Raw genomic sequence first — 16,331 nt, forward strand, 5'->3', positions numbered from 1 at the left:
GGCCTTGTCGTGTCAGCCGAGGTCGAGCGCGGAGCGCACCGCGGCATCCTTGCCCTCGAGCAGCTTGCGCAGTGCGACCGTCGTCTCGGGTCCGGCGGGCAGCGTGCGGTCGAGCTCGTGCGCGAGGTCCTGGAACCCGCGCGAGACGTCCCGCGCCGGCCCGTCGGGGATGTGCCTGTTCTCGAAGTACCGCAGGAGCGGGGCGACCATCAGGCGGCCTCGCCGTCGTCGACCTCGGGAACCTCCGGCAGGCGGCTGTAGAGGCCGAGCAGCACCGTCCCGATGACGGACGCGACGACCTGCAGCCCGAGGGCGAGCCAGTTGACGTCGGTCAGGAGGGTCGCGCCGGCGACCGTGGCCACGATGGTCTGGCCGAAGGTCCGGGCGGCCCGGCCGGCGAGGGCGCGCCAGAGCGGGACGACCTTGCCGGCGACCTCGGGGAGGCTCGCCAGCGACGTCGCGACCGAGAGGACCACGGCGAGGGCCGTCGTCGACGCGGCCGCGACGACGACCTCGCTGGTCGGGGTCGCCACGAGCTGCGGGATCCACGGCGTGACCACGGTGATCGCGGTCTTGGCCGCGCGGATACCGGCGGCGCGCCAGAAGGCGGCGGTGAAGAGCTTCACGGGGTGTCCTCTCAGGTCCAGAGCGCGACGAGCTTGTCGCGCGTGTTGGGGCCGGGGATGCTGTCCGCGTCGACGCCGAGGTACCGCTGCACGGCCTCGGTGCCCACGGCCGTCTTCGGGCCGAAGACGCGATCGCGCTTCACGCCGACGATGTACTGCAGCAGCTCGACGTGCGGGCCGCGGTCGCCCTCCCGCAGCCGGCCGTCGTCGTCGGAGAGCAGCGCGCGGGTCCACGTCTTCGGGCCGACGACGCCGTCGGGGTTCAGGCCCCGGTCGGCCTGCCACCGCTTGGTCGCGGCCGCGGTGTCGTTGCCGTACACCTTGTCGACGCCGGCCGAGCCGATCTTGTAGCCGTCGGCCTTGAGGATGCGCTGCCAGAGGCCGCGCAGGTATCCGCGGCTCTTGTTCCGCAGTGTCGCCGGCTGCCGCGGCTTGCGCTTGCTCTTGCTCGAGGTCGTGGGCTTGCTGGGCTTGGCCGGCTTGCTCGTCGACGCCGTCAGCGCCCCCGAGCGAACCGCGGCCATGACCGACGGGCCAGGGCACGCGGTGGACGCGCCGGGCACCTGCTGGTGGCCCATGACGGGCAGCTTCGAGCCGAGCTCGGCGCGCAGCGAGCGGAAGGCGGCGATCGCCTTGGCGCTGACGGCCTCGCCCTGCCCGACGACGAACAGGACGCCGTAGAGCTCCGCGTTGGCGTCGGGGTTCGCGCTGGACGCGGCGTGCGCCGCGGTGCGCTTGCCGGCGAGCTCCCAGATGCGGCCGGCCTGGTCGACGGCGTAGTTGTAGCCGATGTCGGCCCAGCCGCGGGTGTACACGTGGTAGTGCCGCCAGCCGCGCAGCGCGGCCGCGACGGCGCTCTTGCTGGTGCCGATCTTGCCGCTCGCCGGCCAGTGGCAGGCGATGCCCTCAGCGTCGACGTAGGGCGGCGTGCGCCACCAGCCGGGCTTGGTGCTGGTCCATGCGGACCGGGGGAGGATCGTGGCCATGAGGTGCCTCCTGGGCATGAGAAAGGCCCGCACGGCGGCGGGCCTGTTGGTGGGGGTCAGAGGAAGGTCTGCGGGGGCCTGGTGGGCGGCGGCGGCCCCTTGCCGGCGAGGATGTGCGCTTGGAGGGCGGCGATGAACTCGGCGTCGTGCCGCTTCTCTGTCTGCAGGACGTCGACGCGCCCGTTGGTCTGCGCGAGCTCTTCCCGTGTGGCGTTGAGCTGGCCCTGGGTGTCGTTGAGCTGGCCCTGGAGGGCCTCGGCGAAGTCCTGGAGGCCGGCGGTGACGGCCTTCCAGTCCTCGGTGTCCACTCGCCGCTTCTCGACGACGAGCTTGTCCCGCTCGCTGCGTCGGCCGATGAGCGCCCCGCAGAGGGTTCCAACGGCGGTCACGATCACCCCGACGGCCGCCAGGGTCGCCGCGTCGAGCGTGACGGTCACGAGGCCCACCCCGTGCCCGTGCCGGTGCGCGCCTCGGCGAGGACCCAGTCGGTCCCGTTGCCGATGTACAGCAGCGCGTCGATCCACTCGGTGCCGTCGCCGACCTTGACGGCCGAGAGCATGCGGAACGTCGCGGGCTCCGACCAGTCGGACCAGCCCACGGCGTTCCGCATGCGGACGCGCGCCCGGTAGGTCCGGCCGGGCTGGAGGCCAGTGATGCCGCTGTAGTACGGGGGGCCGTTCCCGTCGTCGAACGTGCCCAGCACGGTCCCGCTCGTGTCCTCGAGCCGGACCTGCCAGGTGGTGATCGCGTCACCGCCGGTGTTCGGGTTCTCGTAGTAGACGCGCATCGTCTGCGTCGTCACGTACTCGGCCGGCGCGGTCGGTCGAGCCGGCTTGTCGGGCCTCGTCGCCGCGGTGGTGAACGGGGCACGGTCTGACCAGTCGCCCCATCCGGCGGAGTTGTGGGCGCGCACCTGGATCACGTAGTCGGACGCCCGGTTGAGGCCGTCGACTCCGAAGAAGGGCGAGCCGTTCGGGTCGGTCCAGCGGCCGATGTCCGTGGACGAGCTGGCACGCTCGAGGTTGATCTCGTACTTGTCGATGCTCGCGCCGTTGGAGGCCGGGGCCTTGTAGTTGACGTTGCAGCCGCTCGACGTGATGGCGCTGATGGTCGGTCGCGCGACCTTGCCTGGCGGGAGCGGCGCGGTCGAGAAGGAGCGCTTGTCGGACCACGGCCCCCAGCCGGCGCTGTTGTGCGCTCGGACGCGCACGGTGTAGTCGCCGCCCGGGCTCATCCCGTACATGCGGTGGTAGTTGTCGGTCCCCGAGTTCCGCCGGTCGATGTCGCCGCCGGTGGGGCGCTCGACGAGGACGTCGTACTTGTCGACCGCTGCGCCGTTCGACGCTGGCGTAGACCAGCGGACGTCCACCACCGTGCTCAGCGGGCTCGCCGTCGGCCGGCCGACCTTGCCGGGCGCGGCGGCCGGACGGTAGGGCGCGGTGTAGCCGCGCGTCTTGGTCGGCGTCGCCCCGTTGAACGCCCCGGAGAGCGTCGCCTTGAACGTCCGGCTGGCCCGGCTGCTGTACGACAGGCCGACGGTCCGCGTCCTCGTGGCGACGAGCTTGCTCTCATTCGTGCCCGTCAGGCTGTTGTAGAACTCGACGCTGCCCGAGACGTCTCCGCTGAGCTTCAGCGTCTGCGTGTCCGCGAAGTTGTAGCCGTCGGTCCGCACGTAGTAGCGGATCGTCAGCGTCACCGAGGTCGTGCCGTTCGACGGCGACGACGGGCTCTGCGATACGTCGATGCCGACCTGCAGGCGGCCGTTCCAGCCACCCCAGCTGATCGCCACAGGGTCCCCCTCAGTTGATCGGCTTGATCCAGATCCGGTTGGTCGTTGGAGTCCCTGACGGCGTCGACGTCGAGATGACGACGTCGTAGCCGTTCACCGTCCTGGCGTTCGGCACCGTGGTCGGGATCAGGTCCACCCACTCGGTGCCGCTCCAGCACTCCCAGACGCCGGTCGTCTCGTTGAAGCCGAGCTGCCGGCGGCGCGGGGTCCTTGGACGTGTGGCGCTGCTCCACGAGCCGGTCCTCGCGCCGACGAACTGCCGTCGCTCGGTGACGTTCGCCGCGGCGATGGTGACGACGTTCGCCCCGACGGCGACGCGCGCGAGCTCGAGCTCGAAGACGCCCCCGGGCTCGTCGGCGAGGCTCGGCACGCTCGGGTTCGCCGCCGGCGTGCCCTGGACCACGGCGAGCGTGATCTGGTCAGCCGCCTGGTCGACCCGCACCACGACGACGTCGATGCGCGGCGAGGTGTCGGCCGGCTCGATCGCGAGCGTCTCCGCGGCGGTCGAGTCGAAGAAGAAGCCTTTCAGGATCGCCCGGCCGGCCTGGACGGTGACCTGCATCCCGGACGAGTCCGCCGAGACCTTGAGGTCCGACGCGCCGAACGACGCCACCACGCCGGTGTCCTGCCACTCGCTCGCGAGGGCCTCGTACTGACTCTCGGTGGTGTCTTGCGGCTCGAAGGGGTAGCCGTACTGGGTCATGATGCTCCGTTCTGCAGCGTGGCCACCGCCGCGGCGAGGTCGCTGATCTGCTGGGCCTGCGAGTCGAGCTGCGTGCGCTGGTGCTGCACCGTCGCGACGAGAGCCGCCGTAAGCCGGTCGTATGCGAGGCCGGAGAGGTTGCCGCCGTTGTCGTAGATGCCGAACTCGGGCAGCCCGGCGTCCTCCACGACTTCCTCGGCGACGAAGCCGGGGATGCGCTGGTTGATCTGGGAGCAGTCCTCCGTCGACCAGTCGATGACCTCGCCCTGTTCCTCTCGGTCGAGGAGCTCGGCGTAGTGCTCGACGGTGCCCCGATCGAGCCAGGTCCGTGGGCGAAGGGCGTAGATCTTCTCGGCCCAGTCGCTGGGCGCGTCCTCGATCTCGACCTTGGCTGCGCGGAGGGAGGTCGACCGTCCGAAGGTGCCCGCGGAGGTGACGACCATGCTCGCGTTCGACGTGTACGTGCGGCCGTGGACGAGGGTCGTGCTGGTCCACATGCGCGGCCCGGCGGAGTCCTCCCCGATCAAGGCGGCGTTGTCGTTCCCGTCGCGGATGCCGATGTTCGGGCCGCCAGAGGATCCCTCCAGGCGAGAGCCGTTGCGGAGGTTGATGTTCCCTGCGCTGTTGAGGATGATCCGGCTGTCGGTGTTGTTGCCGATCGCGACGTCGCCGCCGTCAGGGTTGAGGTAGAGGGTTGCGAGCGCGCCGTTGTTCATGGCGGTCACTTCGTTGCCGTCGATCCGGAGGTTCTCGACGCCGTCCGTCCCAATTTGGAGGGCGTGGCCGGTGGACGTCGCGCTGGCGTCTTCCGTGGCGGTGAGGCGGAGACGGGGGGCGGTAGCGACCCCGTCGGCGACGGCGAGCAGCTCACGCCACGTGCTCCACGTCGTGGTGTAGCGGGCGCGCACGTAGGTCGTGGCCGCGGTCCCGTACACCGTGTACCGCTGCCAGGTCATGTTCCCCTGGTCGAAGACTTCCAGGAGACCCGCGACGGGGACCGGGTAGTTCGTTCCCGTGGCCGCCTGAGCGGTGAGGGACTGGCGGTAGACGCCGGCCTGCGCGACCGTGTTGAGATCTACTGCGTCGCCGAGCTCAGTAAGGCGGAGGCTGGCTAGCGGGGCAGCGTGCCGCACCTGCTCCAGAAGCGCGGTCAGGTCGACCGGCGTCTCCGTGTTGCGCTCGAGCGCACTCACGCGCTGCTCGGTGTCCTCGACCCGAGCCGTGAGCGCGGCCGACCGCGAGAAGCCGGCCGGGTCGCCCAGCCCCATGCCGATGCGCAGGCCCTTGCCGACGTCCACGATCGGCGCGCTCGTGATGGTGCTGGTCGTCTCCTGCCCCTCGATCACGACCGTGACTCGGTCGCCAAGGTCCCAGTGGCGGCCGAAGGTCTGGCCGGTCTCGTCGGCCGGCACGACCGCCACGTTCGTCGCGGTGCTGCCGCCGTCGGCGAGATCCTCGTCGCCGGCCTGGTCGAGCTCGTCGAGGTCGTCGGTCTGGCGCTGGTCCTTGAACCGCTCGACGACGCGTCCCCACTCGTTCTCGGCGGCGGATGCTTCGGCCGATGTCCGGGTGCGGATGGTGCGGTCCGCGCCTTCGCCCTGCCCGGCGACATACACGCGCGTGACCGTCGGCGGGGTCGTGGCGACCTTCTGGGAGGCGAGGCCTCCGTTGCGGACATCGAGTCGCAGCTCGGCGGTCCGGTCGGTGGTCTCGGTGACCTCGAAGACGAGCGCGTCGCCCCGCTGCACGACCCGGAAGCCGAGGCCGTCGACGGCTGCGATCTCTGCGAGGAGGTCAGCCAGGTTGGCGAACCGCGCCCGCTTGGCGATGACGGTGCCGCGCCCGAGGTTCGTGCCCATCACGAGCTGAGACGCGAGCCGGCCCCGCCGCGACGTCGGCGCGTCCGGGCCGATGTTCGCCGAGACGTAGGCGTGCATGAGCGTCTCGGCCGCGCCGGTGCGCGCGTCGTAGGCGAGGGTCTGGGTCGTGGCGTCCCCGTTGCTGGGCTGGGGCCACGCCGCGGCGTCGACGAGCACGACGCTGTCGGTCACGCCCGTCGCCTTGAGCATGCCCCGGACGTCGCTCGCGCCTGCCTCAGTGGCCGGCTGCGTGACCGGGCCAGACCACCACACGTCGTCCGGTCCGGTCACGATGATGCCGCTGCCGGGCTTCCTGAGCTCGGCGGCCATGGGGTGCTCGGCAGGCACCTCGAGGCTCCACTCCCCTGCCCCGTTGAAGGCTGGCTTGGCTCGCAGGAGCCGGTCCTTCGGGAGCAGGATCCCGACGCGCCGCAGGCTGGAGTCGCGGACCTCGACGGTGAGCTCGTCGGAGCGCATCAGAACATCACCCACTTCCTGGGCCGCCACTGGACGAGGATCTCGGTGCGGTCGACGTTCACCGCCGCCCGCTCGATCGAGGCGGACGCGTGCACGGGTCCCGTCCACTCGGTGATGAACCGGCCGGTGTTGGGTGTCGACCCGTCGAAGTACCGATCGACGGCTGCCTCCGCGTCGGCCTGGGTCGCTGCCTGCTCGACGTGGACCTGGTCGAGCCAGAGCCGCCGGTCGGCGGGCAGGTTCGTGCCGTCGCTGGTCGCCATCGTGAGGTAGATCCTCATGCGCTCGGCGTTCGCCGGGACCTGCCCCGAGAAGGTGCGGAGGCGGCCGGCGTAGAAGTTGGCCCCGGTCTGCCACTCGGCCGCGGGCGACGTCAGCAGCGTGCCGGCCTCGTCGTAGAAGTAGACGACCTGGCGGACCCTCGGGTTGCCCGTGACGTCGTGCGCGTACCAGAGGCGGTACGCGAACCAGCCGCCCTCCGCCGGGTCGATCGGCCACTCGCACCAGGGGTACATCGTGGCCGTCGCGCCGTTGGAGGTCGCTTGGAGGTACGAGCTGCCGACCTTGCCGCCCATCGGGAACGACTCTCCGACGGTGAGCGTGCCGCCGTTGCAGCCCCAGTTGCCGACGCCGTCCTCGAACGACGGCGTCGGCACGAGGTTCTTCCTCGTGATCTTGCCGCCGACGATCGTGCCGGGGCTGGCGTTGGCCAGCGCGACCGACACTGTCGACTTGCCGGGCGGCAGCGCCCAGAACCTGGGTGCCGTCCCGAGCTCGCTGTACCGGTTCGCGCCGGTGCCGTCGACGACGGTGCCGGCGCTGTGGTCGATGATCAGCTTCTCGCCGGCGACGAGGGAGCCGTCCCACGAGATGGTCTCGCCCGACGGCGACGTGGCGACGAGGTGGTCTCCAGGCCCTGTCACCGTGATCGTCGGGTACGCCACGGCGTCGCCGGCCACGGTGATCGTCCTCGCGCCTTGCGCCTGCCCGCTGGTGAGGCGGAGCGCTGAGAGCGGTCCTGTGAGCAGCCCGCGGGCGGTGCCGCTGCCGGTCTCGATCTTGAAGTCCGACGGGCGCTCACGCGTCCAGAACGGGCTCCCCCGCAGCGGCACCGTGGTCTTCACGTACGTGCGGCCGTTCGTGTCGGTGCCCCATGCCCAGTCCGCCTTGCCCGTCCGCACGACCTGCGTCGACCAGGCATCGCCGGTGGGCTCGACGACGCGGAGCGATGGCGGGGCCATGCGCGGGTCGAGCAGGAGGGCGATGCGTGAGAGCGTCTCGGCGACCTGCTCGCGGTTCTCGCCGACGACGCGCAGCGGGAGCTTGAAGTCGCGGGGCAGCGGGCGCGCCCCGCGGAAAACCGCACCCTCGCCGGCCGCGTCGAACCAGTGCGTCTCGATGTCGGGGAAGCCGGCTCCCTCGAAGCCGCGGGCGATGAACGCGTCACCCCCACCGGGTACGTACTCGGTGAGGGTGATCGCGTCCGTCGCGCCGGCGAGCTGCAGCGCGAGCGTCACCATGTAGCCAGTCCTTCCTCGATCGGTTCGACGTCGCCCTCGAAGACGCGCCCGGCCTCGACGCGCATCCGGCCGATGAGCGCCCCGTCGACGTCGCGGACCTCGAGGACCCCGGGCATGCTGGCCAGGCCCTGCCCTGCCCGTGCCCGCTCGACGTCGAGGCGTGCGAGCGGTTCCGGGCGGCCGGTCCGGTTCTCGATGATCGAGCGGCCCGGCGGGAGCCAGCCGCCCTCGTCGAAGAGGAGCGGCGAGGGCAGGACGCCGCCGTTCGCCATCGCCCAGTGGATGTGGTTGTGGTGCATCGACTGGGTGATGGGCGCGAAGGCCGACGTGCGCTGCCCGTTGCGGATCTGCCGGCCGCCGGCCGGCGTGTAGATCAGCTCGGCGCTGTTCGGGAAGTTGTCGGACAGCCAGTTGAAGACGTCCCAGCGGGGCGGTGCGATGTCTACCGCGCGTCCCAGGCCGTGGAAGCTCGGCACGCCGGTGGCCGTAATGGCTCCAGGCCGGTACGTCGACGAGATCCCGATGCCGGGGAACGCCTCGCGTAGCAGGGAGACCATGGCCTGCCAGCCCATGCCGGGGCTCCCGCTGCCGGCGGGCGGGAGCGCGGTCTTGGCGAAGTCCTCGCTGCGGCCGCTCAGCGTGTCGACGACCATCCCGGGGATCGCCGTGACGATCTGGCCGAGCGAGCCGCCCCCGATGTTGCGCAGGAGCGCGTTCATCGGGCCGGTGATCATCTCCTTGATCGCGCCGGCGGGGTCGGAGAGGAACCGGCCGACCGACTGGGCGGCGTTGCCCGCCCAGTCCCAGGCCGCCTGGGCGGCTCCGGAGACGGCGTTCCACGCGTCGCCGGCCCAGCCCCACACGCCGCCGTCGGCGAACCGTCCGGAGCGTGCGTCGGCGTTCATGCGGGCGATGGCGGCCGGGCCGCCGACGGCCCGCGTCCACTCGGGCCGCATGATGGCCTCGCCGCCGGAGAGCTCCAGCCGGCCGCCCGTGGGCGACACGAAGCTGTGGACGTCCCTGCCCGGGGTATAGCCGGGCAGGACGCCGCCGGTTGCGAACCTGACGGGGCTCATCGCGGGCAGCTTGAGGTCGAGGCCGACGGCGTCAGCGACCTTGTTCCAGGTCGCCCGGACGCCGTCCATGTAGACGGTCTCGATCACGAAGTTGACCGGCTTGGCGGCGTACTCCTTGATCTTCGACCACGCCTTGTTGACGACGCCCGGCACGGCGTCGAAGGCGTCGCCGACCAGGCCGGCTCCCTTCTTCACCGGCGCGAAGACGTGCTCGTTCAGCCAGAGCCAGCCGGTCCGGAGCGCGTCGGTCATGCCGTCCCACGCGTCGCCGATCGCCCCGCCGGCGTCCTCGAAGCGGTCGCCGACCCAGGTCGCGCCTTGCTTCACCGGCGCGAAGACGTGCTCGTTCAGCCAGAGCCAGCCGTCCTCGAGCGCGCCGGTCATGCCGTCCCACGCGTCGCCGATCGCCTCGCCGGCGTCCTCGAACCGGTCGCCCACCCACGAGGCCCCCTGCTTGACCGGCGAGAAGACCTTCTCGTTGATCCAGTCCCAGCCGGACTTCAGGCCGCTCTGGACGCCGTCCCACGCGATGCCGATGACGACGCCCATGTCGCCGAACCAGTCGCCGACGTCGCCGAGCCAGTTGCCGATGGGTCGAAAGACCTTCTCGACCAGCCAGTCCCAGCCCGTCTTGACGGCCGCCTTGATCGTGTCCCAGTTGGCGATGATCAGGACCGCCGCCGCGATGACCGCGGTGATGATCCAGGTGATCGGGTTCGCGAGAATCGCGGCGTTCGCGGCCCACTGCGCGACCGTGTACCCGCCCCACGCGGCGGTCACCACGCCGAGGCCGGTCGCGATCGCCGGCAGCAGGCCGGGCACGCTGTTGGCCCAGTCGAGGACCTGCTTCGCCGGCTCCATGAACGGCTCGAGTCCGTCGGAGACGGTCGCGACGAACGACCGCTTGAGCTCGGTGAAGCCAGTTGCCGTGTTGTCGTTGAGCGTCTCGCCCATCTCGGCGGCACGGCCCGTGAAGTCGTCGAACGCGTCGCCGGCGGGGTCAAGCGCGCCGAGGAAGTCTGGGATTTTGCCGGTGCCGATGTCCTCGAGCGGGGTGCCGAACAGCGCGATCGCCGCGGCAGCCTGGTCGCTCGGGTCCTTCACGCCCTGCAGGCCGTGGATGATGTCGGCGAACGCGCCCTGTGCCTGGTCTCCCCCGGCCAGGATGCGCTCGGTCATCTTGTCGGCGTCGACGCCGATGGTCTCGTACGCGTCCGTCGTCGACTTGGACATGTCCGTCGACCGGATCGAGAACTCTTTGAGGCTGTCGCCCATCTTGTCGATGCCGAACTGGCCGTTCTCAAGAGCGGAGCGCAGCACGCCCATCGTGGTCGCGCCGTCGAAGCCGAGCTGGGAGAAGAACGCCGAGTACTCCTGGGTGGCGTCGGTCATCTCGCCGCGCAGGGACTTCGGCACCTCCTGCATCGAGCCGACGATGAGGTCGAACGCCTCGGTGGCGTCGGCTGCGAGGCCGGTCTTCATGAGGATGCCGGCGTTGCGCGCGGCTTCGTCGACGTCGAGGTCAAAGGCCTTTGCGATGTCGAGCGCCCCGGCGGTGACCTTCTCGAGCTCGGCGGGGCTCGCGTCCGCCATGCCCTCGATGGAGCTCATGACGGACTCGACGGCCCCGTTGACGTCCTCGAGGGACTCTCCCCACGCGCCGCTGTACAGGCTGCCGGCGACCTGGCCGGCGACGGCCGACTGCTCGCTCGTGAGGTGGAGCGCGGCGGCGACCTTGTCGGTGCCGGCCTCGAGGTTGATGTTCTGGGACCACGCCTCGCTCACGGTGGCGGCACCGGCGGCCATGAGGCCGAGCTGCGCGACGATGCCGCCGGCGCTGCTCGCCGCCTGGTCGAACTTCTCGCGGCCCTTGTTCACGGACGCCTTGAGCGAGTCCCACTTCCCCGAGGCGGTGTTCGCCTCGCGGCCGCCCTTGTCTGTGGCGTCGGCGAGTTGCTTAGTGACCTCGCGGTGCTCGTTCGATGCGGCCTTGAGCTGGTCTTCGCTCGAGGCGAGCTTCACGGAGGCGGCCCGCTGCCGGTCGCGCGCTCCCTCGAGGCGCTGCTCGGCGGCGACGGCGCGCGCGGAGCCGTCGCCGTACTTCTCGCGGGCGTCGATGAGGGCCTGCTCGGCGAGCGTGACCTTCGCAGTCGCGTCGCGCTCGGAGGCTCGCGCCTTCGAGACGACCGCGACCTGGTCGTTGACGACCCGCTTGGTGCGCTTGGACGCATCCTCGAGCTGGGCGACGACGTGCGACGTACCGCCGTCGGATGCCGCCCCCTTGAAGCCGTCGGTCCAGGTCTTGCCGCTCTTCGTGCCGGCTTCGGCAGCGGCCTTGGCCGATCCCTTGATCAGGTCCTTCGAGAAGGCCCCCATGTCGGGGAGCACATCGAGCCAGACGGCGTCGCCCGCCATGGGGGCCTCCCATCAGGTGGTGGTGCGCGCGAGGGTGCGGAGCAGCTCGGACCGCTCAGCGGCGTGCTGTTCCTGGTCGCGGGCTTCGGCCTCGCGCTCGTCGCGGCCCTTGGGCCTCGGCAGCGGCTCGGGCTGTAGCGCCGGCTGCCCCTCGCGGCGGTGGATGTTGTACGTCAGCGCCTTGAGGTCGCGGAGCTGGGCGTCGATGTCGTGCAGGAGGCGGTTCCGGTCGTCCCACGGGCCGTGGGCGTGTCGTGCCCACGCGTTGCCCGGCGGCAGGTGCTCGACCATCACGCGGAGCTTCCGCAGGGTGATCCGGCCGTCGAGGTACTCCTGCAGGGGGTCGCGTGGCGCGTACTCCTGCAGGAGGGCGGCCTCGATCGCCTCCGGCGCGTCGCCGAGGAGGTCGCTCAGCCCCTGTAGCGAAAAGCCGCGAGGCGGTCGCGTGCGGCGTTGGTCTCCGCCCCGACGAGCTGGCCGAGGTCGCCGATCGTGTAGCCGGCGTCAACCCACTTCAGGAGCTGCTCGTCGGCGTCGTGGTCAGGGTGGCCGCTCAGCACCACGCGGGCCATAGCCTCGCTGTCGTTGTTCTCGCCGGCCTCGCGGAGGCGGTCGGCATAGTCGTCGTCCTCCTCGAGGTTGACGGCGATCTTGATCCAGACGGTCTCGCCGTTGGGCAGGTCGACGGGGATCAGGCTGCCCTCGCCGACGACCTGCTCGGAGACCTGGTCCTTGAACTGGGCCATGTTGATCCGGCGGCGCTTGTTGTTCGGCTTGCTCACGGGGTGCTCGCTTCCTTGGGGGATCGGGGGGATGTAAAGGCCCGGCCGCGCGCGTCCCCCCACGCGCGCAGCCGGGCCGGTTCATGGCCGGGAGGCTCAGGCGGCCTCTCCGGAGGCCCACTGGCTGCCGTCCCAGTAGGCGTGCGAGTCGTCCTCGAGCTCGACGAACTGGCCCGTGGTCCACGGGTCCGTCGGGTTCGCGGTGATCGAGGACGCCTGCAGCGCAGCGAAGTCCGCGGGGACGGACGACCCGTTCGGCAGGAACACGCCGGGGGTGCCCGCGGTCGCGCTCGTGGCAAGCGGCGGCAGGAAGCCGGGGCCGTTCTCGCCGCGGCTCAGCGAGCGGCCGGCGATCGGGTCCTTGAACAGGCCGAACGTGAAGCCGATGTTCTCGGGGTTCGCGCGGGCGAGGGTGCGGTCGGTGGTCGCCGTGACCTTGGCGCGGTAGGCGTACTCGACGCGGTAGAAGACGTTGTCGCCGACGCCGTCCTGGGCGATGACCCAGAGGCGGTAGTACGGGTAGTCCGTGATGTCGCCGTCGTGGAACAGCCACGGGCTGTGGGGGTCCTCGGCGAAGTCGGCGACGCGCTTGCCGTGCAGGACGGCGTTCACCCACGCGTTCGACGACTCACCGAACGCGACGGTGAGCTGCTTCTCGATGCCCGTCATGTCGGTGCGCACGGGCTCGAGCTGCTGGTCCATCTGCGTGCTCTCGGACGAGATCGAGTTCGCCTGCGTGATGCCGTCGGTGGTGATGAAGCCGAGCTGCCGGGCGGTGGCCGGCAGCACCGGCTCGTTGAGCGCGGTGAAGAAGGCGTCGGGGACCGGCCGGTTGTAGTCCTCGAGCGCGAGCAGCTTCGTGCCCCACTTCCGGGTGGCGGTGTCGTTCGTCTGGAGCAGCTCGTCGACTGCAGACATGAGGCATGTCCTCTCGGTGGTGATGGGTGGCCCGCGGGCGCGGGCCGGCGTGGTGTGCGCTCGTCACCGCGAGGGGCGGCAGGTGAGCGTGTAGGTCGCCGTCGCGACGCGCTGCGCGCGGTCGGTGGCCGCCGGGTCGATGGCGAAGCCGAATGCCTCGACGACGTCGTCGACGTAGCCGTCCTTGGTGCCCGCGGCCGCGAGGGCGGCCATGGCCGTCTCGACGGCTCGGGCCGCGCCCCACAGCGCCGACCGGTCGCCGGCGTAGACGGTGACCTCGACGTCGATGTCGCGCTCGTGTGGGTCGAGGCGGCTGCCGCCGACCCGCGCGACGATCAGGTACAGCTCGGGCGGGTTGTCGCCCGTCTCGGTGTACGTGGGGATGCCGGTGCGGTCGGCGAGCCAGCCGCGCACGAGCCGTTCGGCGTTGGCCCAGGTGACTGCCTCACGCACTCGCCGACCTCCGTAGGATCTGCCGCCGTGTGAGGCGCGCGTCGGCGTCGGCTTCCTTCATCTCGTCGGTGACCTCGGCCTCGATGCGGGCGAAGGGTCGGCGGAAGCCGCCGGCCTTGGACCCGGGGCGCACGCCGGTGTCGACGTGCAGTGCGCCGGCGAGCTCGTCCGCTCCCGCGCTTAGCGCGAGGCGCTGGGCTCGTGGGAGCACCCGGCGCGCCTTGGCCGCGAGGGCGGCCTTGACGGCGTCGGTGAGGGCGGCCTGTTGGATCGTCTCGCGGCTGATCTGCGGCTTGCGGGCCATCGGTCACCCCCAGGTGGTCATGACGAGCTCGGTGTGGTCGTCGAGGACGCCGCCGGTGAAGTGCGCTGGCCGGCCCTCGACCCACCACTGGTCGCCGTCGTGCAGGAGCCGGTCGCCGGATGCGATCCACGGTGCGTGCGGCCCCGAGACGGCTCGCCGCTCGACGGGCCGTTCGGTCGGGGGCGGTGTCTCGCTGGTCTCGTGCTGGTGGACCGAGCACGGCCCCCACTCGCGAGTGGCGACTGTCTCGGTGGCGACGCCGTCGGCGTCGGGCGGGCCGTCGACGACCTGCTCGACAATCAGGGTGTGCGGGTGCAGGAGGCTGCCGATCATGGGCGCGGCCCCCAGGCGTACCGCTCGACGGTGTCCGTCCATCCCTGGGAGACGCCGGCCTTGGTGAACGTGACGGATTCCTGGCCGGCGGTCGCCGAGGCGACGCCGGCGATCGCGCGGTATTGGGCCTCAGCCTGCTCGAGCACGGCGTCTTCGATGTCGCCCGGGATGTTGTCCTCGGGCCAGCCGTGCGTGAACGTGACGTCGATGTTGTCCTCGCCGTCGGGCCAACCGGCCGCGCGGCGCAGGAAGCCGACGGCGCGGTTGACCTCGAAGTCGTCGACGGGTTCGCCGGCGATCGTGACGACGGGGTCGCCGACGACCGGCCGGCCCGGCAGGAAGAGGCGGGTGCCGCCGCTGCCGGAGACCTTGACCTGGTCGTCGACGACCCGTTCGACGCTGTAGCCGATCTCGCCCTCGAAGCGGGCCGAGGCTCGACGAAGCGCGAGCTGGACCTTGCCGTCGTTACTTGCTGCGCCGACGAGCAGCGCGACGTCGTCCGGCCTCGCCAGCGCCATCGGTCTCCCCCTCGCCGTCCGTGGACGTCTCGTCCGCCGCCGGCTTGTCGTCGTCGTCGCCGGCGGGCTCGTCGTCACCGGCGGGCTCGTCGTCACCGGCGGGCTCGTCGTCGCCGGCGGCCGCGGCCGTGGTCAGGACGTGGTCCTGGGTCGACGGCTCCCCCTGCGAGTCGTCGGCCGGGTCGGTCGGTGCGGTGGCCGTGGTCGGCTGGACGTCGACCTGGTCGAGCAGGCCGAGGGCCTCGGCGTCGTCGCGTCGGTAGCGGACGCCTCGAACGACGACCATCGTGCTGATCTTCTTCGCCATGGCTCAGTCCCCTCAGACGCCGGCCGAGGTCAGCTCGGCGATCGCGAGCTTCGCGGGCTCGCGGATCAGGAGCATCTCTCGGACCTCGGCGCGGATGTAGGTCAGGTTGTGTCGGGCGTCGTCCTCGTTCTGGTTGAACGCCTGGATCGTCAGCCCTTGCCGCTCGAGCAGGTTGACGGACGAGAAGTCGCCCAGGACGGCGGTGCCCGTGGGCACGGACTCGTCGGCGATGCGGGGGCGGCCCCAGATGGTGTTCGGCCCGTTGCCGAACGGCCCGTTGCCGTAGAACCGCTCGTTCGCGTCGCGCAGGAGGTCCAGGGCCTCGTCGTCCTCGGGGTTGAGCAGGACGGCCTGGACCTGGGTGCGGGACGTGGTCCGCAGCTGCGTGATGGCCTTGCGGATCGTGGTCACCATGTCGGTGTTGAACGCCGTGTTCAGCACGCCGGTGGTGTTGAAGATGCCGGTCGGCTCGTTGGTGCCGCTGCCGTTGAAGACGAGGTCGGCGACCTTCTCCCACAGGTTGCGCTGCAGGACCGAGTCGAGCAGCGACGCGATGATGCCGTCGTCGGCGAGCTCCTGGTTGGTGACCTTGAAACCGTCGGCCACGACGTGCGCGACGGCCTGGTCGGTGCCCATCGTGAGCTGCGACAGCGGCTTGAGGCCGCCCTCGGCCACGACGGCGGCCGCGGAGGCGATCGCCTGGAGCTGCCGGTACTCGACGTAGGACGACGCGGTCGTGCCGCGCGTGATGAGGTCGAGGATCGTCAGCGGCTTGGCGTACGTCAGGTCGACGATGCCCGGCTCGCGGTAGTAGTCGACCGCGCCGCCGAGGCTCGAGCTGACGGGTCCCGGGTCGCCGTCGGCCTTGGCCACGAAGCCGCCGAGGTTGTCGGCCTTGATGCTGACGGGGCCGCCCTCGACGGGCATCGGGTTCGCCTCGCGGAAGGCGCGCATCGCGGCGCTCTTGACGAACCGCTGGCCGAGGCTGCGCGGCGCGGCGTTGTCGACGTCGCCGCCGGCGTCGCCGGCGGTCTTGGCGGTCTTGGACGGCTGCGCCGGCTTGTCGGTGCTGAGCGCGTTGCGCAGCGCGGCGGTGGCCTTGTCGCGCTTCTCGATGGTCTGCGCGAGCTCGACCATGCGCTTGGCGACCGCGTCGGCGCGGTCGGCGTCCTCCGGGGTCAGGGTGTTGTCGTCGGCCTTGGCGAGCAGCGACTCGCGCTCGCTCTTGAGCTGCTGGAGCTCCAGCACGGGGTCCATGCGGACGT

The 16,331-nt window shown here is 71.2% G+C and carries 18 protein-coding genes; all 18 read right to left on the reverse strand.

The genetic code is table 11. From position 1 onward, the window contains the following. Positions 1-12 precede the first annotated feature (12 nt). Complete coding sequence (locus I598_RS09300; RefSeq protein WP_068202719.1) at positions 13-210, reverse strand: hypothetical protein; 198 nt, start codon at positions 208-210, stop codon at positions 13-15. After that, a complete protein-coding gene (locus I598_RS17865) occupies positions 210-626 on the reverse strand; it encodes a hypothetical protein (protein WP_068202720.1) in 417 nt (138 codons plus the stop codon). Before I598_RS17865 ends, I598_RS09300 begins: the two co-directional genes overlap by 1 nt. Positions 627-637: 11 nt before the next feature. Beyond that, a complete protein-coding gene (locus I598_RS09310; RefSeq protein WP_068202721.1) occupies positions 638-1,612 on the reverse strand; it encodes a peptidoglycan recognition protein family protein in 975 nt (324 codons plus the stop codon). A 56-nt stretch (positions 1,613-1,668) separates the two neighbouring features. After that, entirely contained in the window at positions 1,669-2,049 is a 381-nt protein-coding gene (locus tag I598_RS09315) for a hypothetical protein (RefSeq protein WP_157557195.1), read from the reverse strand. Next, the gene (locus I598_RS09320) at positions 2,046-3,401 is read right to left on the reverse strand and encodes a fibronectin type III domain-containing protein (RefSeq protein WP_068202723.1); all 1,356 of its coding nucleotides are present in this window, start codon (positions 3,399-3,401) and stop codon (positions 2,046-2,048) included. The genes I598_RS09315 and I598_RS09320 overlap by 4 nt, the downstream gene beginning before the upstream one ends. Positions 3,402-3,411: 10 nt before the next feature. Further along, positions 3,412-4,104: a hypothetical protein gene (locus tag I598_RS09325; protein WP_068202724.1), complete on the reverse strand. Its 693-nt coding sequence runs from the start codon at positions 4,102-4,104 to the stop codon at positions 3,412-3,414. Then, positions 4,101-6,440, reverse strand: coding sequence for a Gp37-like protein (locus I598_RS09330; RefSeq protein ID WP_068202725.1), 2,340 nt, complete (start codon positions 6,438-6,440; stop codon positions 4,101-4,103). Before I598_RS09330 ends, I598_RS09325 begins: the two co-directional genes overlap by 4 nt. Further along, a complete protein-coding gene (locus I598_RS09335) occupies positions 6,440-7,960 on the reverse strand; it encodes a phage tail family protein (RefSeq protein WP_068202726.1) in 1,521 nt (506 codons plus the stop codon). The genes I598_RS09330 and I598_RS09335 overlap by 1 nt, the downstream gene beginning before the upstream one ends. After that, positions 7,954-11,451: a phage tail tape measure protein gene (locus I598_RS09340; protein WP_068202727.1), complete on the reverse strand. Its 3,498-nt coding sequence runs from the start codon at positions 11,449-11,451 to the stop codon at positions 7,954-7,956. Before I598_RS09340 ends, I598_RS09335 begins: the two co-directional genes overlap by 7 nt. A gap of 12 nt (positions 11,452-11,463) precedes the next feature. Beyond that, complete coding sequence (locus I598_RS09345) at positions 11,464-11,742, reverse strand: hypothetical protein (protein ID WP_068202728.1); 279 nt, start codon at positions 11,740-11,742, stop codon at positions 11,464-11,466. 119 nt (positions 11,743-11,861) lie between these two features. Continuing rightward, complete coding sequence (locus I598_RS09350) at positions 11,862-12,233, reverse strand: hypothetical protein (protein WP_068202729.1); 372 nt, start codon at positions 12,231-12,233, stop codon at positions 11,862-11,864. Positions 12,234-12,329: 96 nt separating this feature from the next. Further along, the gene (locus I598_RS09355) at positions 12,330-13,151 is read right to left on the reverse strand and encodes a hypothetical protein (protein ID WP_068202730.1); all 822 of its coding nucleotides are present in this window, start codon (positions 13,149-13,151) and stop codon (positions 12,330-12,332) included. Between the two features lie 63 nt (positions 13,152-13,214). Continuing rightward, positions 13,215-13,604, reverse strand: coding sequence for a hypothetical protein (locus I598_RS09360; RefSeq protein ID WP_068202731.1), 390 nt, complete (start codon positions 13,602-13,604; stop codon positions 13,215-13,217). Beyond that, positions 13,597-13,908, reverse strand: coding sequence for a hypothetical protein (locus I598_RS09365; RefSeq protein ID WP_068202732.1), 312 nt, complete (start codon positions 13,906-13,908; stop codon positions 13,597-13,599). The genes I598_RS09360 and I598_RS09365 overlap by 8 nt, the downstream gene beginning before the upstream one ends. A 3-nt stretch (positions 13,909-13,911) precedes the next feature. After that, positions 13,912-14,241: a hypothetical protein gene (locus tag I598_RS09370; RefSeq protein WP_068202733.1), complete on the reverse strand. Its 330-nt coding sequence runs from the start codon at positions 14,239-14,241 to the stop codon at positions 13,912-13,914. Next, on the reverse strand, positions 14,238-14,759 hold the full coding sequence (locus I598_RS09375; RefSeq protein WP_068202734.1) for a hypothetical protein: 522 nt from the start codon (positions 14,757-14,759) through the stop codon (positions 14,238-14,240). Before I598_RS09375 ends, I598_RS09370 begins: the two co-directional genes overlap by 4 nt. Then, on the reverse strand, positions 14,707-15,066 hold the full coding sequence (locus I598_RS09380) for a hypothetical protein (RefSeq protein WP_068202735.1): 360 nt from the start codon (positions 15,064-15,066) through the stop codon (positions 14,707-14,709). The genes I598_RS09375 and I598_RS09380 overlap by 53 nt, the downstream gene beginning before the upstream one ends. A 12-nt stretch (positions 15,067-15,078) precedes the next feature. After that, positions 15,079-16,323: a phage major capsid protein gene (locus I598_RS09385; RefSeq protein ID WP_068202736.1), complete on the reverse strand. Its 1,245-nt coding sequence runs from the start codon at positions 16,321-16,323 to the stop codon at positions 15,079-15,081. Positions 16,324-16,331 lie beyond the last annotated feature (8 nt).

It is taken from the genome of Isoptericola dokdonensis DS-3, assembly GCF_001636295.1.
Lineage (GTDB): Bacteria > Actinomycetota > Actinomycetes > Actinomycetales > Cellulomonadaceae > Isoptericola > Isoptericola dokdonensis.